21 protein-coding genes and 1 tRNA gene are annotated in these 14,923 nt (G+C 62.4%); 9 read left to right on the plus strand and 13 right to left on the minus strand.

The genetic code is table 11. The features are described 5' to 3' along the window. Positions 1-89 precede the first annotated feature (89 nt). Positions 90-166 (plus strand) — tRNA-Pro (locus NKI35_RS26185). Positions 167-217: 51 nt separating this feature from the next. On the opposite strand, the gene NKI35_RS26190 is transcribed toward NKI35_RS26185, so the two are convergent. Next, the gene (locus NKI35_RS26190; protein WP_023689490.1) at positions 218-679 is read right to left on the minus strand and encodes a YbaK/EbsC family protein; all 462 of its coding nucleotides are present in this window, start codon (positions 677-679) and stop codon (positions 218-220) included. A 244-nt stretch (positions 680-923) separates the two neighbouring features. On the opposite strand from NKI35_RS26190, the gene NKI35_RS26195 reads away from it, so the two are divergent. Then, positions 924-1,376, plus strand: coding sequence for a cupin domain-containing protein (locus tag NKI35_RS26195; protein WP_352741798.1), 453 nt, complete (start codon positions 924-926; stop codon positions 1,374-1,376). A 77-nt stretch (positions 1,377-1,453) separates the two neighbouring features. Here NKI35_RS26195 and NKI35_RS26200 read toward each other — a convergent pair whose 3' ends face one another. Beyond that, complete coding sequence (locus tag NKI35_RS26200) at positions 1,454-1,735, minus strand: helix-turn-helix domain-containing protein (RefSeq protein ID WP_023715403.1); 282 nt, start codon at positions 1,733-1,735, stop codon at positions 1,454-1,456. Between the two features lie 296 nt (positions 1,736-2,031). Here NKI35_RS26200 and NKI35_RS26205 point away from each other — a divergent pair, with 296 nt between their 5' ends. Together NKI35_RS26205 and NKI35_RS26210 are read left to right on the plus strand one after the other, a co-directional pair. Beyond that, positions 2,032-2,646: a hypothetical protein gene (locus NKI35_RS26205; protein ID WP_023805110.1), complete on the plus strand. Its 615-nt coding sequence runs from the start codon at positions 2,032-2,034 to the stop codon at positions 2,644-2,646. A 161-nt stretch (positions 2,647-2,807) separates the two neighbouring features. Next, positions 2,808-3,017 (plus strand): hypothetical protein, encoded by a 210-nt coding sequence (locus tag NKI35_RS26210; RefSeq protein ID WP_352741799.1) that lies wholly within the window; start codon positions 2,808-2,810, stop codon positions 3,015-3,017. A 234-nt stretch (positions 3,018-3,251) separates the two neighbouring features. Here the strand turns inward: NKI35_RS26210 and NKI35_RS26215 are convergent, their stop codons facing one another. After that, positions 3,252-3,455, minus strand: a complete 204-nt coding sequence (locus NKI35_RS26215; RefSeq protein WP_023669377.1) for a hypothetical protein — start codon at positions 3,453-3,455, stop codon at positions 3,252-3,254. Between the two features lie 413 nt (positions 3,456-3,868). On the opposite strand from NKI35_RS26215, the gene NKI35_RS26220 reads away from it, so the two are divergent. Next, a complete protein-coding gene (locus tag NKI35_RS26220) occupies positions 3,869-4,138 on the plus strand; it encodes a hypothetical protein (RefSeq protein WP_352741800.1) in 270 nt (89 codons plus the stop codon). A gap of 73 nt (positions 4,139-4,211) precedes the next feature. Here NKI35_RS26220 and NKI35_RS26225 read toward each other — a convergent pair whose 3' ends face one another. The 7 genes from NKI35_RS26225 to NKI35_RS26255 all read right to left on the minus strand — a co-directional run bounded on the left by NKI35_RS26225 (position 4,212) and on the right by NKI35_RS26255 (position 9,008). After that, complete coding sequence (locus tag NKI35_RS26225; protein ID WP_023705060.1) at positions 4,212-4,514, minus strand: hypothetical protein; 303 nt, start codon at positions 4,512-4,514, stop codon at positions 4,212-4,214. A gap of 84 nt (positions 4,515-4,598) precedes the next feature. Then, complete coding sequence (locus tag NKI35_RS26230) at positions 4,599-5,141, minus strand: MerR family transcriptional regulator (protein WP_023669374.1); 543 nt, start codon at positions 5,139-5,141, stop codon at positions 4,599-4,601. Between the two features lie 134 nt (positions 5,142-5,275). Beyond that, complete coding sequence (locus NKI35_RS26235; RefSeq protein WP_006201891.1) at positions 5,276-5,599, minus strand: integration host factor subunit alpha; 324 nt, start codon at positions 5,597-5,599, stop codon at positions 5,276-5,278. Positions 5,600-5,703: 104 nt separating this feature from the next. After that, positions 5,704-6,675, minus strand: a complete 972-nt coding sequence (locus tag NKI35_RS26240) for a beta-ketoacyl-ACP synthase III (protein WP_352741801.1) — start codon at positions 6,673-6,675, stop codon at positions 5,704-5,706. A gap of 9 nt (positions 6,676-6,684) precedes the next feature. Continuing rightward, a complete protein-coding gene (gene plsX, locus NKI35_RS26245; RefSeq protein ID WP_023700539.1) occupies positions 6,685-7,755 on the minus strand; it encodes a phosphate acyltransferase PlsX in 1,071 nt (356 codons plus the stop codon). A gap of 147 nt (positions 7,756-7,902) precedes the next feature. Beyond that, positions 7,903-8,451, minus strand: a complete 549-nt coding sequence (locus NKI35_RS26250; RefSeq protein ID WP_023734143.1) for a YceD family protein — start codon at positions 8,449-8,451, stop codon at positions 7,903-7,905. Positions 8,452-8,465: 14 nt separating this feature from the next. Continuing rightward, positions 8,466-9,008 (minus strand): ubiquinol-cytochrome C chaperone family protein, encoded by a 543-nt coding sequence (locus NKI35_RS26255; protein WP_352741802.1) that lies wholly within the window; start codon positions 9,006-9,008, stop codon positions 8,466-8,468. A gap of 115 nt (positions 9,009-9,123) precedes the next feature. Here NKI35_RS26255 and NKI35_RS26260 point away from each other — a divergent pair, with 115 nt between their 5' ends. Continuing rightward, the gene (locus NKI35_RS26260; protein ID WP_023669368.1) at positions 9,124-9,636 is read left to right on the plus strand and encodes an outer membrane protein assembly factor BamE; all 513 of its coding nucleotides are present in this window, start codon (positions 9,124-9,126) and stop codon (positions 9,634-9,636) included. A gap of 100 nt (positions 9,637-9,736) precedes the next feature. Here the strand turns inward: NKI35_RS26260 and NKI35_RS26265 are convergent, their stop codons facing one another. Next, positions 9,737-10,777 carry a helix-turn-helix domain-containing protein gene (locus tag NKI35_RS26265; protein WP_352741803.1) on the minus strand — a complete coding sequence of 347 codons (1,041 nt, stop codon included), beginning with the start codon at positions 10,775-10,777 and terminating at the stop codon, positions 9,737-9,739. A 209-nt stretch (positions 10,778-10,986) separates the two neighbouring features. Between NKI35_RS26265 and NKI35_RS26270 the strand changes: the two genes are divergently transcribed. Further along, positions 10,987-11,901: a LysR substrate-binding domain-containing protein gene (locus NKI35_RS26270; protein WP_352521821.1), complete on the plus strand. Its 915-nt coding sequence runs from the start codon at positions 10,987-10,989 to the stop codon at positions 11,899-11,901. Positions 11,902-11,959: 58 nt separating this feature from the next. Here the strand turns inward: NKI35_RS26270 and NKI35_RS26275 are convergent, their stop codons facing one another. Both NKI35_RS26275 and NKI35_RS26280 read right to left on the minus strand, forming a co-directional pair. After that, positions 11,960-12,517, minus strand: coding sequence for a hypothetical protein (locus tag NKI35_RS26275; protein ID WP_023715398.1), 558 nt, complete (start codon positions 12,515-12,517; stop codon positions 11,960-11,962). 75 nt (positions 12,518-12,592) lie between these two features. Then, positions 12,593-13,054, minus strand: a complete 462-nt coding sequence (locus tag NKI35_RS26280) for an anthrone oxygenase family protein (protein WP_023669364.1) — start codon at positions 13,052-13,054, stop codon at positions 12,593-12,595. A gap of 301 nt (positions 13,055-13,355) precedes the next feature. Here NKI35_RS26280 and NKI35_RS26285 point away from each other — a divergent pair, with 301 nt between their 5' ends. Beyond that, positions 13,356-13,901, plus strand: coding sequence for a dTDP-4-dehydrorhamnose 3,5-epimerase family protein (locus tag NKI35_RS26285; RefSeq protein ID WP_245259899.1), 546 nt, complete (start codon positions 13,356-13,358; stop codon positions 13,899-13,901). A gap of 1 nt (position 13,902) precedes the next feature. Beyond that, complete coding sequence (locus NKI35_RS26290; protein ID WP_023752006.1) at positions 13,903-14,901, plus strand: glycosyltransferase family 2 protein; 999 nt, start codon at positions 13,903-13,905, stop codon at positions 14,899-14,901. Positions 14,902-14,923 lie beyond the last annotated feature (22 nt).

Below are 14,923 nucleotides of genomic sequence, written 5' to 3' on the forward strand. Positions count from 1 at the left end.
ACAAGGCCGAATGCTGGCGACTTTCAGGCCCGGCGCGCCGTTTTAGCGCTTGCACCATACCCCTTGAAAATATATGGCTTTGCGCGGTCCGGAGTGTAGCGCAGCCCGGTAGCGCACTTGACTGGGGGTCAAGGGGTCGTCGGTTCGAATCCGGCCACTCCGACCATTTTTAGACAGGACTTGCCCCCAAAGGTCCTGCTTCTCAAATCACCAACATTCATCCTTGGCAGACGTCGACCCATTCGGCGCCGACAATCTGTGCCATGCGCTGCGGGCTGAGCCTTACAGCGGCGTTGGTGGCGCCGGCCGCGGGCACGACTTCATCGAAGGCGCGCAGCGAGACGTCGCAATAGACCGGCAGCGGCGCCGGCAGGCCGAATGGGCAGACGCCGCCGACGGGATGGCTGGTAATCGCGACAACCTCATCGGCGTCAAGCATGCGCGGCTTGCCGCCGAAACGGTCCTTGAATTTGCGGTTGTCGAGCCTCGACATGCCGCCGGCCACGATCAGCATGGTCTCACCGCCGACGCGCAGGCAGATGGTCTTGGCGATCTGCGCCGGCTCCACGCCATGCGCCTCAGCCGCCAGCGCCACCGTCGCGGAACTCGCTTCGGTGACGAGCACTTCGACATCGGGCGCATGGGCAGCCAGGAAGGCGCGCACGGATTCAAGGCTCATCTCGGCATTGTCCCATTCGAAAACGGTTAGCGTTCACACTGGATAGCTACACGCTCGGTCGGCGGCAACCTCCCCGCCCCTCGACGGCTGCAGCGATACCAGGCCAGGCGGGTCGCGCCGCATGTCAGCAACGCAGGGCGCATCCCCCGTGCGGGAGATGTGTTCGGGCTGCTGCCTTGGTAGGTCGCAATGGATCAGGGCCGGCGCTGATGCTGTGCTCCCACGACCAACCGGAGAGATCATCATGCTCAAGCTCGCCTCGGCTCTGGCGCTGCTGCTTGTCGGGACGGCGCCGCTGCTTGCCGACGACATGCCGATAAACGCGGACGCCATCAAATGGGGCCCTGCTCCTGCTGTCCTGCCCGCCGGCGCGGACATGGCTGTCATCGCCGGGGACCCCTCGAAGGATGGCATCTACGTGCTGCGGTTGAAGCTGCCGGCCGGCTACAGGATTGCCGCGCACAACCATCCCACCTCGGAATATGTGACGGTGATTTCCGGCAATTTTCATATCGGCATGGGCGACAAGCTCGACGAGACCAAGGGCATCGAACTGACCGCCGGCGGCTTCGGCGTAGCCCCACAGGGAATGAACCATTACGCCTGGACGACAAGCGCTACGATCGTCCAGGTTCATGGCGAGGGGCCGTTCGCGATCACCTACGTCAACCCGACGGACGATCCGAGCAAGAAGTGACATTCGCCGTTGGGCGAATGCAACAAGCCCGCCAGGGCAAACCATGGCGGGCTTGTTGAACGACGCTTGGCCGTTGTTTATGAAACGGACCGGTTTTCCACAGGCGCCGTGGGCGCCGGGGCATCGATCAGGGCCGTTTCCGGCAATTGCAATGCTGCGGCGATCCGGCGAAGTTTCGTCGGATCGGTGTCCTTGCCGCTCTCTATGTCGGCAATCTCGCTGGTCGACAGACCGCAGGTCAGGGAAAGCTCTTCAATACTGTATCCCTTTGTCTCCCGGATGGCTTTGAGGCCGGGGTGCTCGAGCGCAACGTCGGCCGCCAGCCTGGAGAAGGGTTCGTGTTTTGCAGTTTGGGCCATTGGCAACTCCATGGGGCTAAAGAGTTTTGGATCAAATGATAGGGTGTTGCCTGAGAGCCGGGACAATGCCCGCTTGACGGCGATTTGCCAAGGCCCAAACCGACCGTCACAGCATCGTGAACCGGCGTCAAAACCGCAGGCGCCAGGGCACATATAGGATCTCCGCCCCGATCTCCCAATCAAGTTCTTTTGAAGGGCCGCAGGCCGAAGTGTTCAGCGGTTTTGCGCCGCTCGCGCGTTAGCCTGATGTTGCTGGCAGCCGCATCGGGCCAGCTTTTCCCAAGAGGATCAGATCCATGACATTCAAGACATCAGCCATCGTGCTCGCCACGATTTCAGGCCTCGCTGGCGCGAGCATGGTCGCGGCGCAAGCCGCCGAGGCCGTGCGCATTCGCGGCACGGTGACCGCCTTTGCCGGAGCGACGCTGACGGTGAAGACCCGCGAAGGCGCTACCGACGCCATCGCGCTGGCTGAAGGGTGGAAGATTTCCGGCGTCGCCAAGGCGGATGCCGGGGATATCAAGCAAGGCGATTTCCTCGGCATTGCCTCTGTTTCGAAGGCCGATGGCGGCAGCGGCGCGCTCGAGGTGGTGATCTTCCCGGCCGCGCTGAAGGGCGCCGGCGAAGGCGACCGCCCGTGGGATCTCGAGCCCAACAGCCGGATGACCAACGGCACGGTCGCCGATGTCACCGAGATTGCAGGTCGCACGGTGACGCTGACCTACGACAATGGCCAGAAAAAGCAGATCGCGATCCCGCAGACGACGCCGGTGGTGACCTTCGCGCCGGCGACGCCCGCCGACCTCAAGCCTGGCGCTGTGGTGTTCGTCAACGCCGAGCGCGGCAGTGACGGCAGGCTGACCGCGGGCCGGGTCGTTGTCGGCACAAACGGCGTCATTCCGCCGATGTAAGTTGCCGACGAAGCCGCCAGACACAATCCAGAAACAAAATTCTACAGTCCGGAAAAACTGTCGAAAAGTTCGGAGGCGATAGTCATGACTGCGGGGTTCACCGGCACCGATCTTGCTCGGTGACGGCCAAATTCAGCCCGCGCAGAAAAGGAAACGAAGTCATGAAGAAGTCCCTCCTGTCGGCTCTCGGGCTGGCTTTTGCCCTGGCTGTCTCTCTGCCGCTCATCGGCGCCAGCAGCGCCGACGCAGCACCGCTGCACAAGAAGCATCACCACCATCATCATCATCACAACAAGCATCACCGCCATCACCATCACCACCACCACCACCACCACCACCACCACAAGAAGGTGGAGGCCAAGAAGGCCTGACACGGCCGACTTGCCCAACGGGAAGGCTGGCCCTGGAGTCCTCGCCAAGGCCGCCTTCCCGTTGGTTTTTGCCAGGCGACACGTGGAAAAGCTGAAGGCAGGATTCGATGGCGCCGATGCGCCAGAACGCGAGCAACCACAGCGCACCCCAACGAACGTATCAGGCGCAAGGCCGACAACACAGCGGTTGCCAGTTGCAGGACACCACGGGTCTCTCAATGCTGTCGGAACCCGCTAGGACGGCGCCGCGAACGCGAGCACTATTGCGATCAAAATCAAAAGCGGTCCCATCCATTTGAAATGCTTCGCGACCTGCAGCCACCATGGCTGCTGACCTTTCTGGGCCTGAAAAGGACTTTGGAGCAGCCCAAAACCAACGCCTGTCATCCACAGCCCAGCGCAGAACATGATGAACTCGTCGATGTAATTTGCGACCACGCCCGTCTCCTCCGCCGGTACCTTTGGACTGGCGTTATAGTCGCAGCCGGGAGTGGCAGAAAGCGCGGTGCCAAGTGGCGGCAATGACTGCTGCCGCTACCTGACAAGAGCCGGGCGCGGACTAGGTCTTGGCCGGCCATTTGGGCACGCCACGGTGTGACCTTCGCATGGGATGCCGCGCCGCTACCTCAGCGGCCTTCACGCGAAAATGCATGATCGATGCCGGCCCCGCCAGGCGCCGTCCGTTGGCGAAGGCTAAAAATCGACGTCGCGAAAAAACGCGAAGAAAATTCGAACCACGCATGAACCTTTGCTTTGGAGGCCGCACTAACCGGCATGGACGCCGAGAAGGCGATCCCAACACAGAAGGACGCCATGGTGGCGATCCTCGATCCAGAGAAGGAAATGCTCAAATGACCAACTTCAAGCGCATCACGCTCGCCGCGGCCCTCATCGTCTCGGCCTTCGGTTCGGCTTCCGTTCCGACCTCGGCTTTCGCCAACGGCACGCATTCCACGGGCGACGGCGGCGCGGTTTGCAAGGGCTCCGGTCATTGCCTGGTGCTCTCGATCGAGTGCAAAGGCACCTATACCGACGCCACGGACAAGAATGGCACTGTCTATGGCAAGTGCAGCCAGACCGCGCAGGTTTCACCGCAGGCCAAGATCAAGCTCGCCAAGTAATCGGCCGCAGATCAGGGAAATGGCGGTCGTCCGCCGGACGGCCGCCATTTTCTTTTTGTTTTCGTGAATTGTTTTAGCGCCGGCTGAGCAACAAGCTGGCGAGAAGGCCGACCACGACCAACCCAACAGCAGCGGCTGTTGCCGGACGATCGCGCGCCGTCTTTTCGATCGCCCTGCCCTGCTTCCTGATCGCCGGCAGCGCATCGCTGACAAGGTCGGCAAGCTGCCCATAATAGTCCGAAGCGGCATCGCGCCCGTCCTCGTAGTAAGCACCGCCGCGTTTGGCCACGACTTTGCGCAAGGCGGCGAGCTCTTTGGAAAGGGTCGCGACCTGCTTTTCGAGATCGAGATCGGAGAGGGTCGAAAGCGATGCCATGATTGTTTTCCTTCTTTTTGAGAGAAGGCCAAACGCATGGCCGCAGAACCGGTTCCGGTCTGCTTGCCCGAGGCAGCGGAAAGGTTAGCGCACCTGGTCGAGCAGGCGCTTGCACTCCAGGAGGTCAAACAGCGCCTCCTGCAGCAAGGCCCGGTTGTCGCGCGACAGTTTCGATGCGCCGGGCTGGACCGGACCTTCCTCCTCGGTCTTGCCCAGGCCGAAAAAGCGGCGGCTGGGTTTTACCTTGGGCTGGCCGACCAGCATCTCGTCATCCATGCCGCGCGGCTGGGCGGCTGGCGTCAGCGGCACCTGATCGGCCTGCCTGCGCTGCGAGATCGCTTCGACGGCAGCCATGTCGCCATTGCCGATGGCGACCAGGAAATGGTTGCCGTTCTCGCGCAGCAGTTTCTGCACGCCCTTGATCGTGTAACCCTGGTCGTAGAGCATGTGGCGGATGCCCTTGATCAGTTCGACATCCTGTGGCCGGTAGTAGCGGCGGCCGCCGCCGCGCTTCATCGGCTTGATCTGGTTGAAACGGGTTTCCCAGAAGCGCAGCACGTGCTGCGGCAGATCGAGATCCTCCGCGACCTCGCTGATGGTGCGGAAAGCGTCGGGGCTCTTGTCCATGGGCGAAATCCTCACGCTGGACGGCGATCCGGCCCAGTCTGCCGAATCGGGTATCATTTCAGCGGTTTATGAAACAATATTCAAGCCCGGCGTCAAAACGGCCCGGCGTTTTCAACCGAAGCCTGCGGCAGAACCTATTTGCCGCCCTTGGCCTTGCTGTTCTGGTGCGAGCGCAGGATACGGCTTTTCAGCACGTTCGACGACTTGAAGGTCATCACCCGGCGCGGCAGGATCGGCACTTCCTCGCCGGTCTTGGGATTGCGGCCGATGCGTTCGTTCTTGGAACGGACGTGGAAGGTGGCGAAGGACGACAGCTTCACCGTCTCGCCGCGTACGATGGCTTCACAGATTTCGTCCAGCACCGCTTCGACGAGTTCTGCCGATTCAGTGCGTGACAAGCCGACCTTACGGTAAACAGCTTCGGCAAGGTCGGCGCGCGTAAGTGTCTTTCCCCCCATGCGACCGTCCCATCAGTTCAAAAAACATAAATCGATACAGGTAAAGGCAGAGCCTAAGTAATTGATCCGGCAAGGTCAAGGACCGAAACCGGACCGTTCGGCACTTACCAGCGAACGAGAACCGCGCCCCAGGTGAAGCCGCCGCCCATCGCTTCCAGGAGCACGAGATCACCCTTCTTGATGCGACCGTCGGCGACAGCCACCGAAAGCGCCAGCGGCACGGAAGCAGCCGAGGTGTTACCGTGCAAATCGACGGTGACCACCACCTTTTGCTCTGCAATCCCGAGCTTCTTGGCCGAAGCGTCAATAATGCGTTTATTGGCCTGATGCGGCACGAACCAGTCGAGGTCGCCGGCGGTTATGCCGGCCTGCGAAAACGTCGCCTCGATGACATCGGTGATCATGCCGACGGCGTGCTTGAACACCTCGCGGCCTTCCATCCTGAGATGGCCGACGGTGCCGGTGGTCGAGGGACCGCCATCGACGAAAAGCTTGTCCTTGTGGGCGCCGTCGGAGCGCAGGCTCATCGCCAGCACGCCACGGTCGGCAATGCCGCCAGTGCCCTCATCCGCTTCCAGCACCAGCGCGCCGGCGCCGTCGCCGAACAAGACGCAGGTCGAGCGGTCGCTCCAGTCGAGGATGCGGGAAAAGGTCTCCGCGCCGATCACCAGCACGCGCTTGGCGAGGCCGCCTCTGATGTAGAGGTCGGCGGTGGTCACCGCATAGACGAAGCCCGAGCACACCGCCTGCAGGTCGAAGGCAAAGCCGTGATGCATGCCGAGCCGGTTCTGGATCTCGACGGCGGTCGCCGGAAAGGTGTTGTTGGGCGTCGAGGTCGCCAGCACGATCAGGTCGATGTCGGCAGCCGTAAGACCAGCATTGTCGAGCGCTGCGCGCCCCGCCGCCTCGCCCAGCGACGCCGTCGTCTCGTCATCGGCGGAGATATGACGCTGGCGGATGCCGGTGCGCTGGGCGATCCACTCGTCCGAGGTCTCGACCATGCCTTCGAAATCGGCATTCTTCATGATGCGGCGGGGCAGCGCAGCACCGGTGCCGCGCACGACTGATCTGATCAAAGCTCTTTCCTATTCCTTTTCGTCGACGGTGGCGTCGGATTTCCTGCTTGCCTGGGCATGCGGGTTGCGCGCATGGAACAGGTCGAGATCGGCCTCGATGCGGTCGATCAGATTGTTGCGCACCATATCGTAGCCAAGCTCGATCGCTGCCGCGAAACCGTCCGAATCGGCGCCGCCATGGCTCTTCACCACGATGCCGTTCAGACCCAGGAAAACGCCGCCATTGGAGCGGCCCGGATCGAGCTTTTCGCGCAGGCGGTCAAAAGCGCCCTTGGCGAAGACATAGCCGATCCTGGCCATCAGCGTGCGGTTCATCGCGGCGCGCAGATAGCCTGAGATCTGGCGCACAGTGCCTTCTGCCGTCTTGAGCGCGATGTTGCCGGCAAAGCCCTCGGTGACGACCACGTCGACCGTGCCCTTGCCGATGTCGTCACCCTCGACGAAGCCATGATAATTCATCGAGGCCATGTTGGCCTCGCGCAGCATGCGCCCGGCTTCCTTGACCTCTTCCTGTCCCTTGATCTCCTCGACGCCGACATTGAGCAGGCCGACTTTCGGCCGGTCGATGCCGAACACCGAGCGCGCCATGCCGGTGCCGAGAATGGCAAAGTCGATCAGCTGGTGCGCATCGGCGCCGATGGTGGCGCCGACATCCAGCACCACGCTCTCGCCGCGCATCGTGGGCCAGATCGCCGCGATCGCCGGACGGTCGATGGTCGCCATCGTGCGCAGGCAGAATTTCGACATCGCCATCAGCGCGCCGGTATTGCCGGCCGAAATGCAGGCCTGCGCGCTGCCACTCTTGACTGCTTCGACAGCCTTCCACATCGACGACTTCCAGCGGCCGTGGCGCAGCGCCTGGCTCGGCTTGTCGTCCATCCTGACCGCGACTTCGCAGTGGTGGAACTCGCTGACCTCGGCCAGTTTGGGGAATTTGGCGAGTTCGGGGCGCACCAATTCCTCGCGCCCATAGATGACGAAGCGGATGTCGGGACGCCTGACGGCGACCGTCATGAGTGCCGGGATGACCACGTTTGGCCCGTGATCGCCACCCATGGCATCGATGGAAATCCTGATCACGCGGTCTTTATCTCACTAGCTTGGGCCAGGGCACATGGCCCGCGAAAGAAATACGAAACTCGCGAAATTCGGGGGCTCGCGAAGGTTCGGCGAAAATAGCGGTTTTGGGCTGCCGCACAACCGGCTTTTCTCCGATCGCTTCGTGTTTTAGGATTTTCCAAGCAAGGATCGCAGCTTTTGCTGGAATTCATTCTCGACGGGCTCGTCCGGGCCGGCGGCATCGAGAGAGGCGCCTGCCTTGCGCGGATAGGGATCGATCGCCAGCCCGAAGAACTGTTCGGCGAGCGCGCCGACGTCGATCGTGTCGCCGGAGAATGTTTCCGGGCCGTCTGGCCCGTCGGCGTCGAGCAGGATCTCGCCGCCGCCTTCGAACCCTTGCCGTCCGAGCTTGGATTGCTCCGGCAGGAACAGCGCCTCGACCTCCTCGTCGATATGGGCCGCGACCGGCTCAAGGGTGACGATGCAGGCCTGGGTGATATCAGCCTCGACGCGGCCGCTGACCTTGACGCCATTGCGCTTCCACGGCGCCACCAAAAGCTCAGCACGGTAGTTTTCGACCGAAAGCAGCTCGTGCTCGCGCGCAAGCGTTGCGCGCTGCGCGGCGTCGGCGTCGATCACCACCTGCAAACCTTTGTGCGGCAGGCGGCCGACATTGGCCGCAAATGAGACCGGGCTAGGCGTGTCCAGATGTTTCATCTTGGTCTCCCTCCTCACTCCGCTTTCGCGACCGGAAACGCCACGGCACCGGAAACGATCGATTCGGACGGCTGTGCTTCAAGCTGCCTTGCTGCATCGATTACATAGGACGCCAGCGGCAAGGCTTGCGGCCAGGCGCCGGCATCGGGCCTGACATTGCGCGCCAGGGCGGCAGCAAGCGCGTCGGGGTCGCTGCGTCCCAGCGCGTCGTCATAGGCGGCGGTACGGCCGTAGAACATTTTGGCCAGCCTCTTCATGCGCTTGGGCACGCCGACATCGCCAATGCCCAGTTCCCGCAGCGAATGCTCGACATCGAGAAAGAACTCGTCGATCAGCACCTGCGCGACCTCTTGCGCGACGCCCTCTTCGCCGCGCAGCCGGTGCTGAAACAGGAACATATGCAGCGAAAGCATCTCGAAACGGCCGAGTGGCGTATCCGGCACATTCCAGTGGGAATAAAACACGATCTGCCGCGCCGCCGCCACGATTTGTGCGTAAAGCGCCTCGGTGATAGCGCGGTTGGCGTTGCGTTCGCGGCCAAAAAGGCGCTGGAACATTGAGGGTGGTCTCCTGGGGACCGATTGTTTGAATGGGCCTTGTTGCATCGGCAAGCAAGCTGGTTTACCGGTTTTGCCGCCCAGCGCAAGTTGCGGCCAGCTAATGGAGTTGTTGTTGCGCGCGCTGAAATTCAAGTCGACTTTTCTGCCCGGGGCCACCGCCGCGGTTTCGCTGGTGCTGGTGGCTTCCGCGCTGTCGGGCTGCAATTCGTCCAAGATGTTCGGCGACCTTAACCCTAGCGAGACGCTGACGCAGGGCTATGTTATCGACCAGCAGGCGGTCGATTCGGTGCCGGTGGGCTCCAGCCGCGAACAGGTGCTTCTGGCGCTCGGCACGCCATCGACGAAAGCCACCTTCGACAATGAGGCGTTCTATTACATTTCGCAGACGCGCAAGCGCTATGTCGCTTTCGACAAGCCGCGCCTGGTCGACCAGAAAGTGCTCGCGGTCTATTTTGGCGAGGACGGGCGCGTCACCCAGATTGCCAATTACGGTCTGAAGGACGGTAAGATTTTCGACTTCATCTCGCGCACCACGCCGACCGGCGGGAAGGACCAGAACTTCCTCAGCCAGATCATCAAAGGCGCCAGCAAGCTGGCGCCCCCCATTCCTGGCGGCGGCGCCTAAGAAGCGACCGCCTTCCTCAGATTTTTGCTTCCCCCGAAGCGACACCATCTCAGGCGACCAAAAACCCGCGGGAGCGATCCTGCGGGCTTTTGTTTTGAGGTCATGCGGCCGCAACACCCGTCGCGCTTTGCAGCGCGTGGCCTGTTCGGCCGCCGGGCTCCAGCGAGGCGCGGTGCACAGCCGCACTCTGCCGCGCTTCCGAAGGCGTCATGCCGAAATGCCGGCGGAAGGCGTGGTTGAAGGTCGAGAGATCGCCGAAGCCGGCGTCGAAGGCGATGGCGCCGATGGTGCGGTGTGCCAGGCGCAGGTCGGATAGCTTGCTGCAAACCAGCGCCAACCGCCGGCCAAGCACGAACTGCGACAGCGAGGTCCCCTCACCCTCGAACAGCTTTCTGATATAGCGCGCGCTGACGCGGTGGCGCCCGGCCAGCGCGTCGGACCCGACATCGCCGGAAGCCAGATTGCTTTCGATATCGGCTTTGATGGCGCGCAGCCGCGCGGCGCGTATGCCGCGGCCTGCGGCGACCTCGGTGGCGTCCTGCGTTGCCCCAACCACGACCGCGACAAGGTCCTGTATGTGCTTGGCGGCAAGCCAGCGCAATTCGGATGCGGCCAGGTTCGGCTCCTGCATCAGCAGACGGACATAGCTGGTCAGCAGCAAGAACTTTTCGCCCACGCATGACATCGGCGTCATCAGGGCGGCATCCGCATTCGCAGCCATGGGCCCGAGCGCTGCCTTGGGGATGGTGATGAAGAGATGATGCGACATCGCCCGCTCGATCACATGCGGATCAGAGGAGGACAGAAGGATTGCCTGGCCGGCCTCGATGCTGGCCTCGCGGCCGAGATGCGAGAAGGTGGCAGCGCCCTCCAGACACATGAAGAAAATGTAATCATCGGTCCCCTTGGCCATGGCGCGGGAACGGATGGTGCGGAAGGCGGTGGTCCTCGAATCGGCAATGCCGACGCCCGGCAGCCGCAGGATGGTCGCGTCGACGGAGAGCTTTTCCTCCGTGACGTTAAAATCCATGTCGGTCACCATCCGGCGCAACAGGTCGCAATAGACGTTTCGCCATTCCGCTCGCGGCCACATGGCGGTCGAAAAGCGCGCATGCGCAAACTCGGGGGGTCGAATAGTCATGGGGTACTCCCAAGCGATTGTCTTCATTTCACTGTCGTTCGTAGTCGAGGCTCGTTCCATGAACGGCCTCTCATTCCGACGGCGGCAATCGGGGGGCAGTGGATGGCTACAATGATTTGCGCACTTGGACAAAAGACTATTTACGAAGCTATGGATGAGCTTAGTTCATTCATGCTAAGAAACCCAGGGGCAGGATAGGGTAACGGCAGATGACAAGACGACTTCCACAACTGGAATCCATTCGGGCTTTCGAGGTCATTGCCCGGCTGGGCAGCTTCAAGCGCGCCGGCGATGAGCTGAATGTTACGCCAAGCGCGCTCAGCCACCGCATCGCCGATCTCGAAGCCGATCTCGGCGTGCTTCTGTTCACCCGCCATGTCCGCCGCGTCGAACTAACGCTTGAAGGCGAAAGATTGTCCGCGGGCGTGAGACGCGCACTGCTGGAAATCCAGAGCACGATCGCGAGTGTCGCGCGCAACGAGCGCACGAGGCTGAGGGTCACCGCCATTCCTTCGCATGCCGTGCGCTGGCTGGCCCCGCGTCTGCACAGGTTTCGCAAAAAGCATCCCGAAACAGAGATCGACATCAATGCGGATCTTGCAGTCGTCGACCTTTCGCAGCGAACAGTCGACATCGCATTGCGCTTCGGCGGCGGACACTATCCGGCCGTCGAGACCGAATGGCTGATGGCTGATGCGATCTTTCCTGTCGTCAGTCCCGACTATCTCGCCGCCAACGGCCCGGCCAGAGACCAGCACGATGTGCTGCGACTGTTTCGCATCCTCGACACGACGGCCGAAAATGACGAGAGCGGCGCCAATTGGCGCCACTGGTTCGAGAGAAACAATCTGCCGCTGGATACGGTTGGCGACGGCATGAATCTGAACGGCACCTTGCTGGCGGTCGAAGCGGCGGCCAGCGGGCTGGGCGTCGCCATCGCGAGGAAGTCGCTGGTCGAGAGCGATTTGCGCACCGGCAGGCTCGTCCGCCTCCTGACGACGGACATACCGACGAACTGGAACCACTACGTCGTCGTGCACCCGTCCATCTCCGCCTGGGAGCCTGCCAGATCGTTCATCAACTGGCTGAAGGCGGAAGCCGGCGACAGCGCCGGCGCCGGTTGACCTCGGCGGCCGTTTGGGAACTCTCCTCGGGAGGTCAGCAGAAGGCGCCCCCCGGTGCTCAAGGACTCATTGCACCGGCTGGTTGCTCATCCTTGCGGCCCGACTGGTTCGCGGCCTTGGCGGCAAGCGCTGCCGCCATCTGGCTCTCCAACTCGCGCAGCTTGGCGTCGAGTGTCGCCATGCCACCCCAGCCGAATGTCGCGCGGTACAGCGGTGCGATCTCGGGCGTCAGGAATTCGACGAGGGTTTCGTCCTCGACCCAGACCTTGAGCACCTTGAACAGGCGCGCATCGATCAGCTCGTTATGCCAGCCCATGCGGGCGGCAATGCCCTGGATGGTTTCGGTCGAATTGGGCGTGCTGAGCAGCACATGCGAGCCGGAGCGCAGGCGCATATTCGGATCGAAGCCGATGCCGAGCGGCGCTTGCTGATCCAGAACCGTGCCGCACGGCAGGATTTCGATCAGCGAGCCGAAATCGTCGCCGAGGCAGACAAACCATGCGCCCTCAGGAAATGGCGGCGACGGCGCACGAACCGCGGTGGCGACAAGCATTTCGGCAAGGACGCTGGCGACGGCCTGCGGATCGCGGGCGTTGAATGAAGCGTGATGCAGCATGGCAATACTCCTGTTTTCAACGGCGGCGGCCGGCAGAAGTGCCGACCCATGCCGCGGCGTTCCGCAAAAACTGAATCACCGGCTGAGCGTCAGGATGACCGCGGCAAACAGGCAGGCGTATTCGGCCAGTCCAAGCACAAGGCGCAAATTGTGGTTGGCCGCCCAGCTGTCGCGCGTCTGCGCCCAATCATCGGGGATGGTCACCGGCGTCCAGCTCTGCACCTGTTTGTTGAGCGGCACCTGACGGCTGACGGTGAAGCCAATGTCGATCACCACCAGTGCCGCGGCGACGATGGTCAGGATGCGCGGCAGGCCGGCATCGACCGCAAACATCGCCATCGCCGCGATCAGCACCAGCGTCGTCAGCCTGACGAACGGCATCACCCGGGTAAACGTCCGGTCGCGCATCTGATGCATGGCCATGTATTGGCCGGCGGTAAGATCATCGATGCGAAAATCGTGGATTACACCCGAGACGTAGATGCCGGCAATAATTCCAGCCAGCGCAAGCGAAGCCGCCATCAAGAAAATGTCCATGTCTTTTCCCTGCCCGAATGTCGTTTCCCTGGCCAAAATCGCCGCAGAGGCGAGCCCGACACCGCGTCGATCGCAATGTCCTGGCCAATGGCCGGGGTATTAAAGCAGGCGAACGGTCCGGGCTTGGGTAGGATGGAACGATGTTTTGGGCAATGCGGCCCTCCGATTGCGTCGGAAACATCAAGTGCCGTGAGATCGAAGCCTATCAGCAAACCTTGACGCGTACTTGCCAGCGACCGGTCAAATTCGTATCAGACCGTGCTGGCCAATGGCGCATCACGCTGAATTGGGAGGAGCATCCGTGCCGGAAAAAACCCGGACAAAACCGACAGGCTGGATGGCGACCGGAACGGCTGACGGCCAGGTGGTCACGCCTGACTGGATACCCATCGAGCCGGTGGCGATCGATGGCGTGAGGGTCAAGGAGATCAGGCCGGTCGCAACCTCCACCGGCTATCTGACCGAGATCTTTCGCGAGGAGTGGGAGCTCGATTCGGAGCCGGTCGGCCAGGTCTTCCAACGGACCTTGTATGCCGGCGCGGTGACTGGCTGGCATGCACACGCGGTGACCACCGACCGGCTGTTCTGCTGCGTCGGCAGCGTTCGCATTTCGCTGTTTGACGGACGCAAGGCCTCGCCGACCTTCGGCGCCGTCTGGCACAAGATTATCGGCCCGTTGCGCCCGGCGGTCGTCATCATTCCACCCGGAATATGGCACGGTGTTGTTTCGCTCGGAGCGGAGACGGCGGTGCTGCTCAACCTCGTCGACAAAGCCTATGCCTACGATCAGCCCGACCATTGGCGCCTGCCGCCAGACACCGACCACATTCCCTACAGACTGGTGTAGCGTGGAAGCATCGGCGCAGCGCGATCAGGCCGGCGGCGAACCGCTGGTTTCGATCGTGATCGCGACGCACAACCGGCCGGCAGCACTGCGGCAGGCATTGACCAGCGTCATGCGCCAGACGTTGCAAGACTGGGAAGCCTTGGTCATCGGCGACGGTTGCAGGCCGGATACGGCGGCCGTTGTCGCTGAATTTGACGATGCCCGCATCGTCTACATCGATCTTCCTGTCAATTTCGGCGAACAGTCCGGTCCCAACAATATCGGCTTTGCCAGGGCGCGTGGCCGCTTCGTCGCCTTGCTCAACCACGACGATCTGTGGTTTCCCGACCATTTGGCGGCGATGACCGGCTGGATCGACGCCTCGGGCGCCGACGTGGTGCTGGCGCGCGGCGCCGTCATCCAGCCGCCGTCGGCGGCCGGCAATCCTGTCAATTCGATCTTCGGGATCGGCAGGGACGGTTTTTACGACCCCGTCACGACGGAAGGATTTGGCTCGGCACACATGTTTCGCCGCGCTTCGTTCAGCCTGCTCGGACCTTGGCGATCCGCCAGCCAGTGCTTTTGCGAAAGCTCGCAGGACTGGCTGTTTCGGGCATGGCGAAAGGGCGCGGTGATCGCGACGATGCCGCACCTCACGGTGATCAAGTTGCATTCCGGCATACGCAAGGGTTCCTATCTCGGCGACAATGCGCAGGAACAGAAGGATCTTCTGGATGCCATGCAGACGCCGGACGCCTTGCGCGTGAAAATCCTTGGCTGCGCGGGCGAACCCATTCGCCTGGCGGCATCGAGTTATCTCAGGCGCAGGCTGATGGCGGCTCTTGGCATCCATCCCCGCGCCCGCGCCTTCCGCCGCAAGTATAAGCGAGGCGCCTTCCTTGCCAAGCTGCGGCGCCTGCGTGGCCTGGCGCCGATGCCTGAGCGCGAACCTGGCGTGAGCGAATTGCTGGATCGCTACAGCAAGCGCGGCGATGTGGGGACCGAGCCGGATGAGGGTTGACTGCCACCAGCGTAAATCTCAA

The organism is Mesorhizobium sp. M0676, assembly GCF_040320535.1.
Classification (GTDB): Bacteria; Pseudomonadota; Alphaproteobacteria; order Rhizobiales; family Rhizobiaceae; genus Mesorhizobium.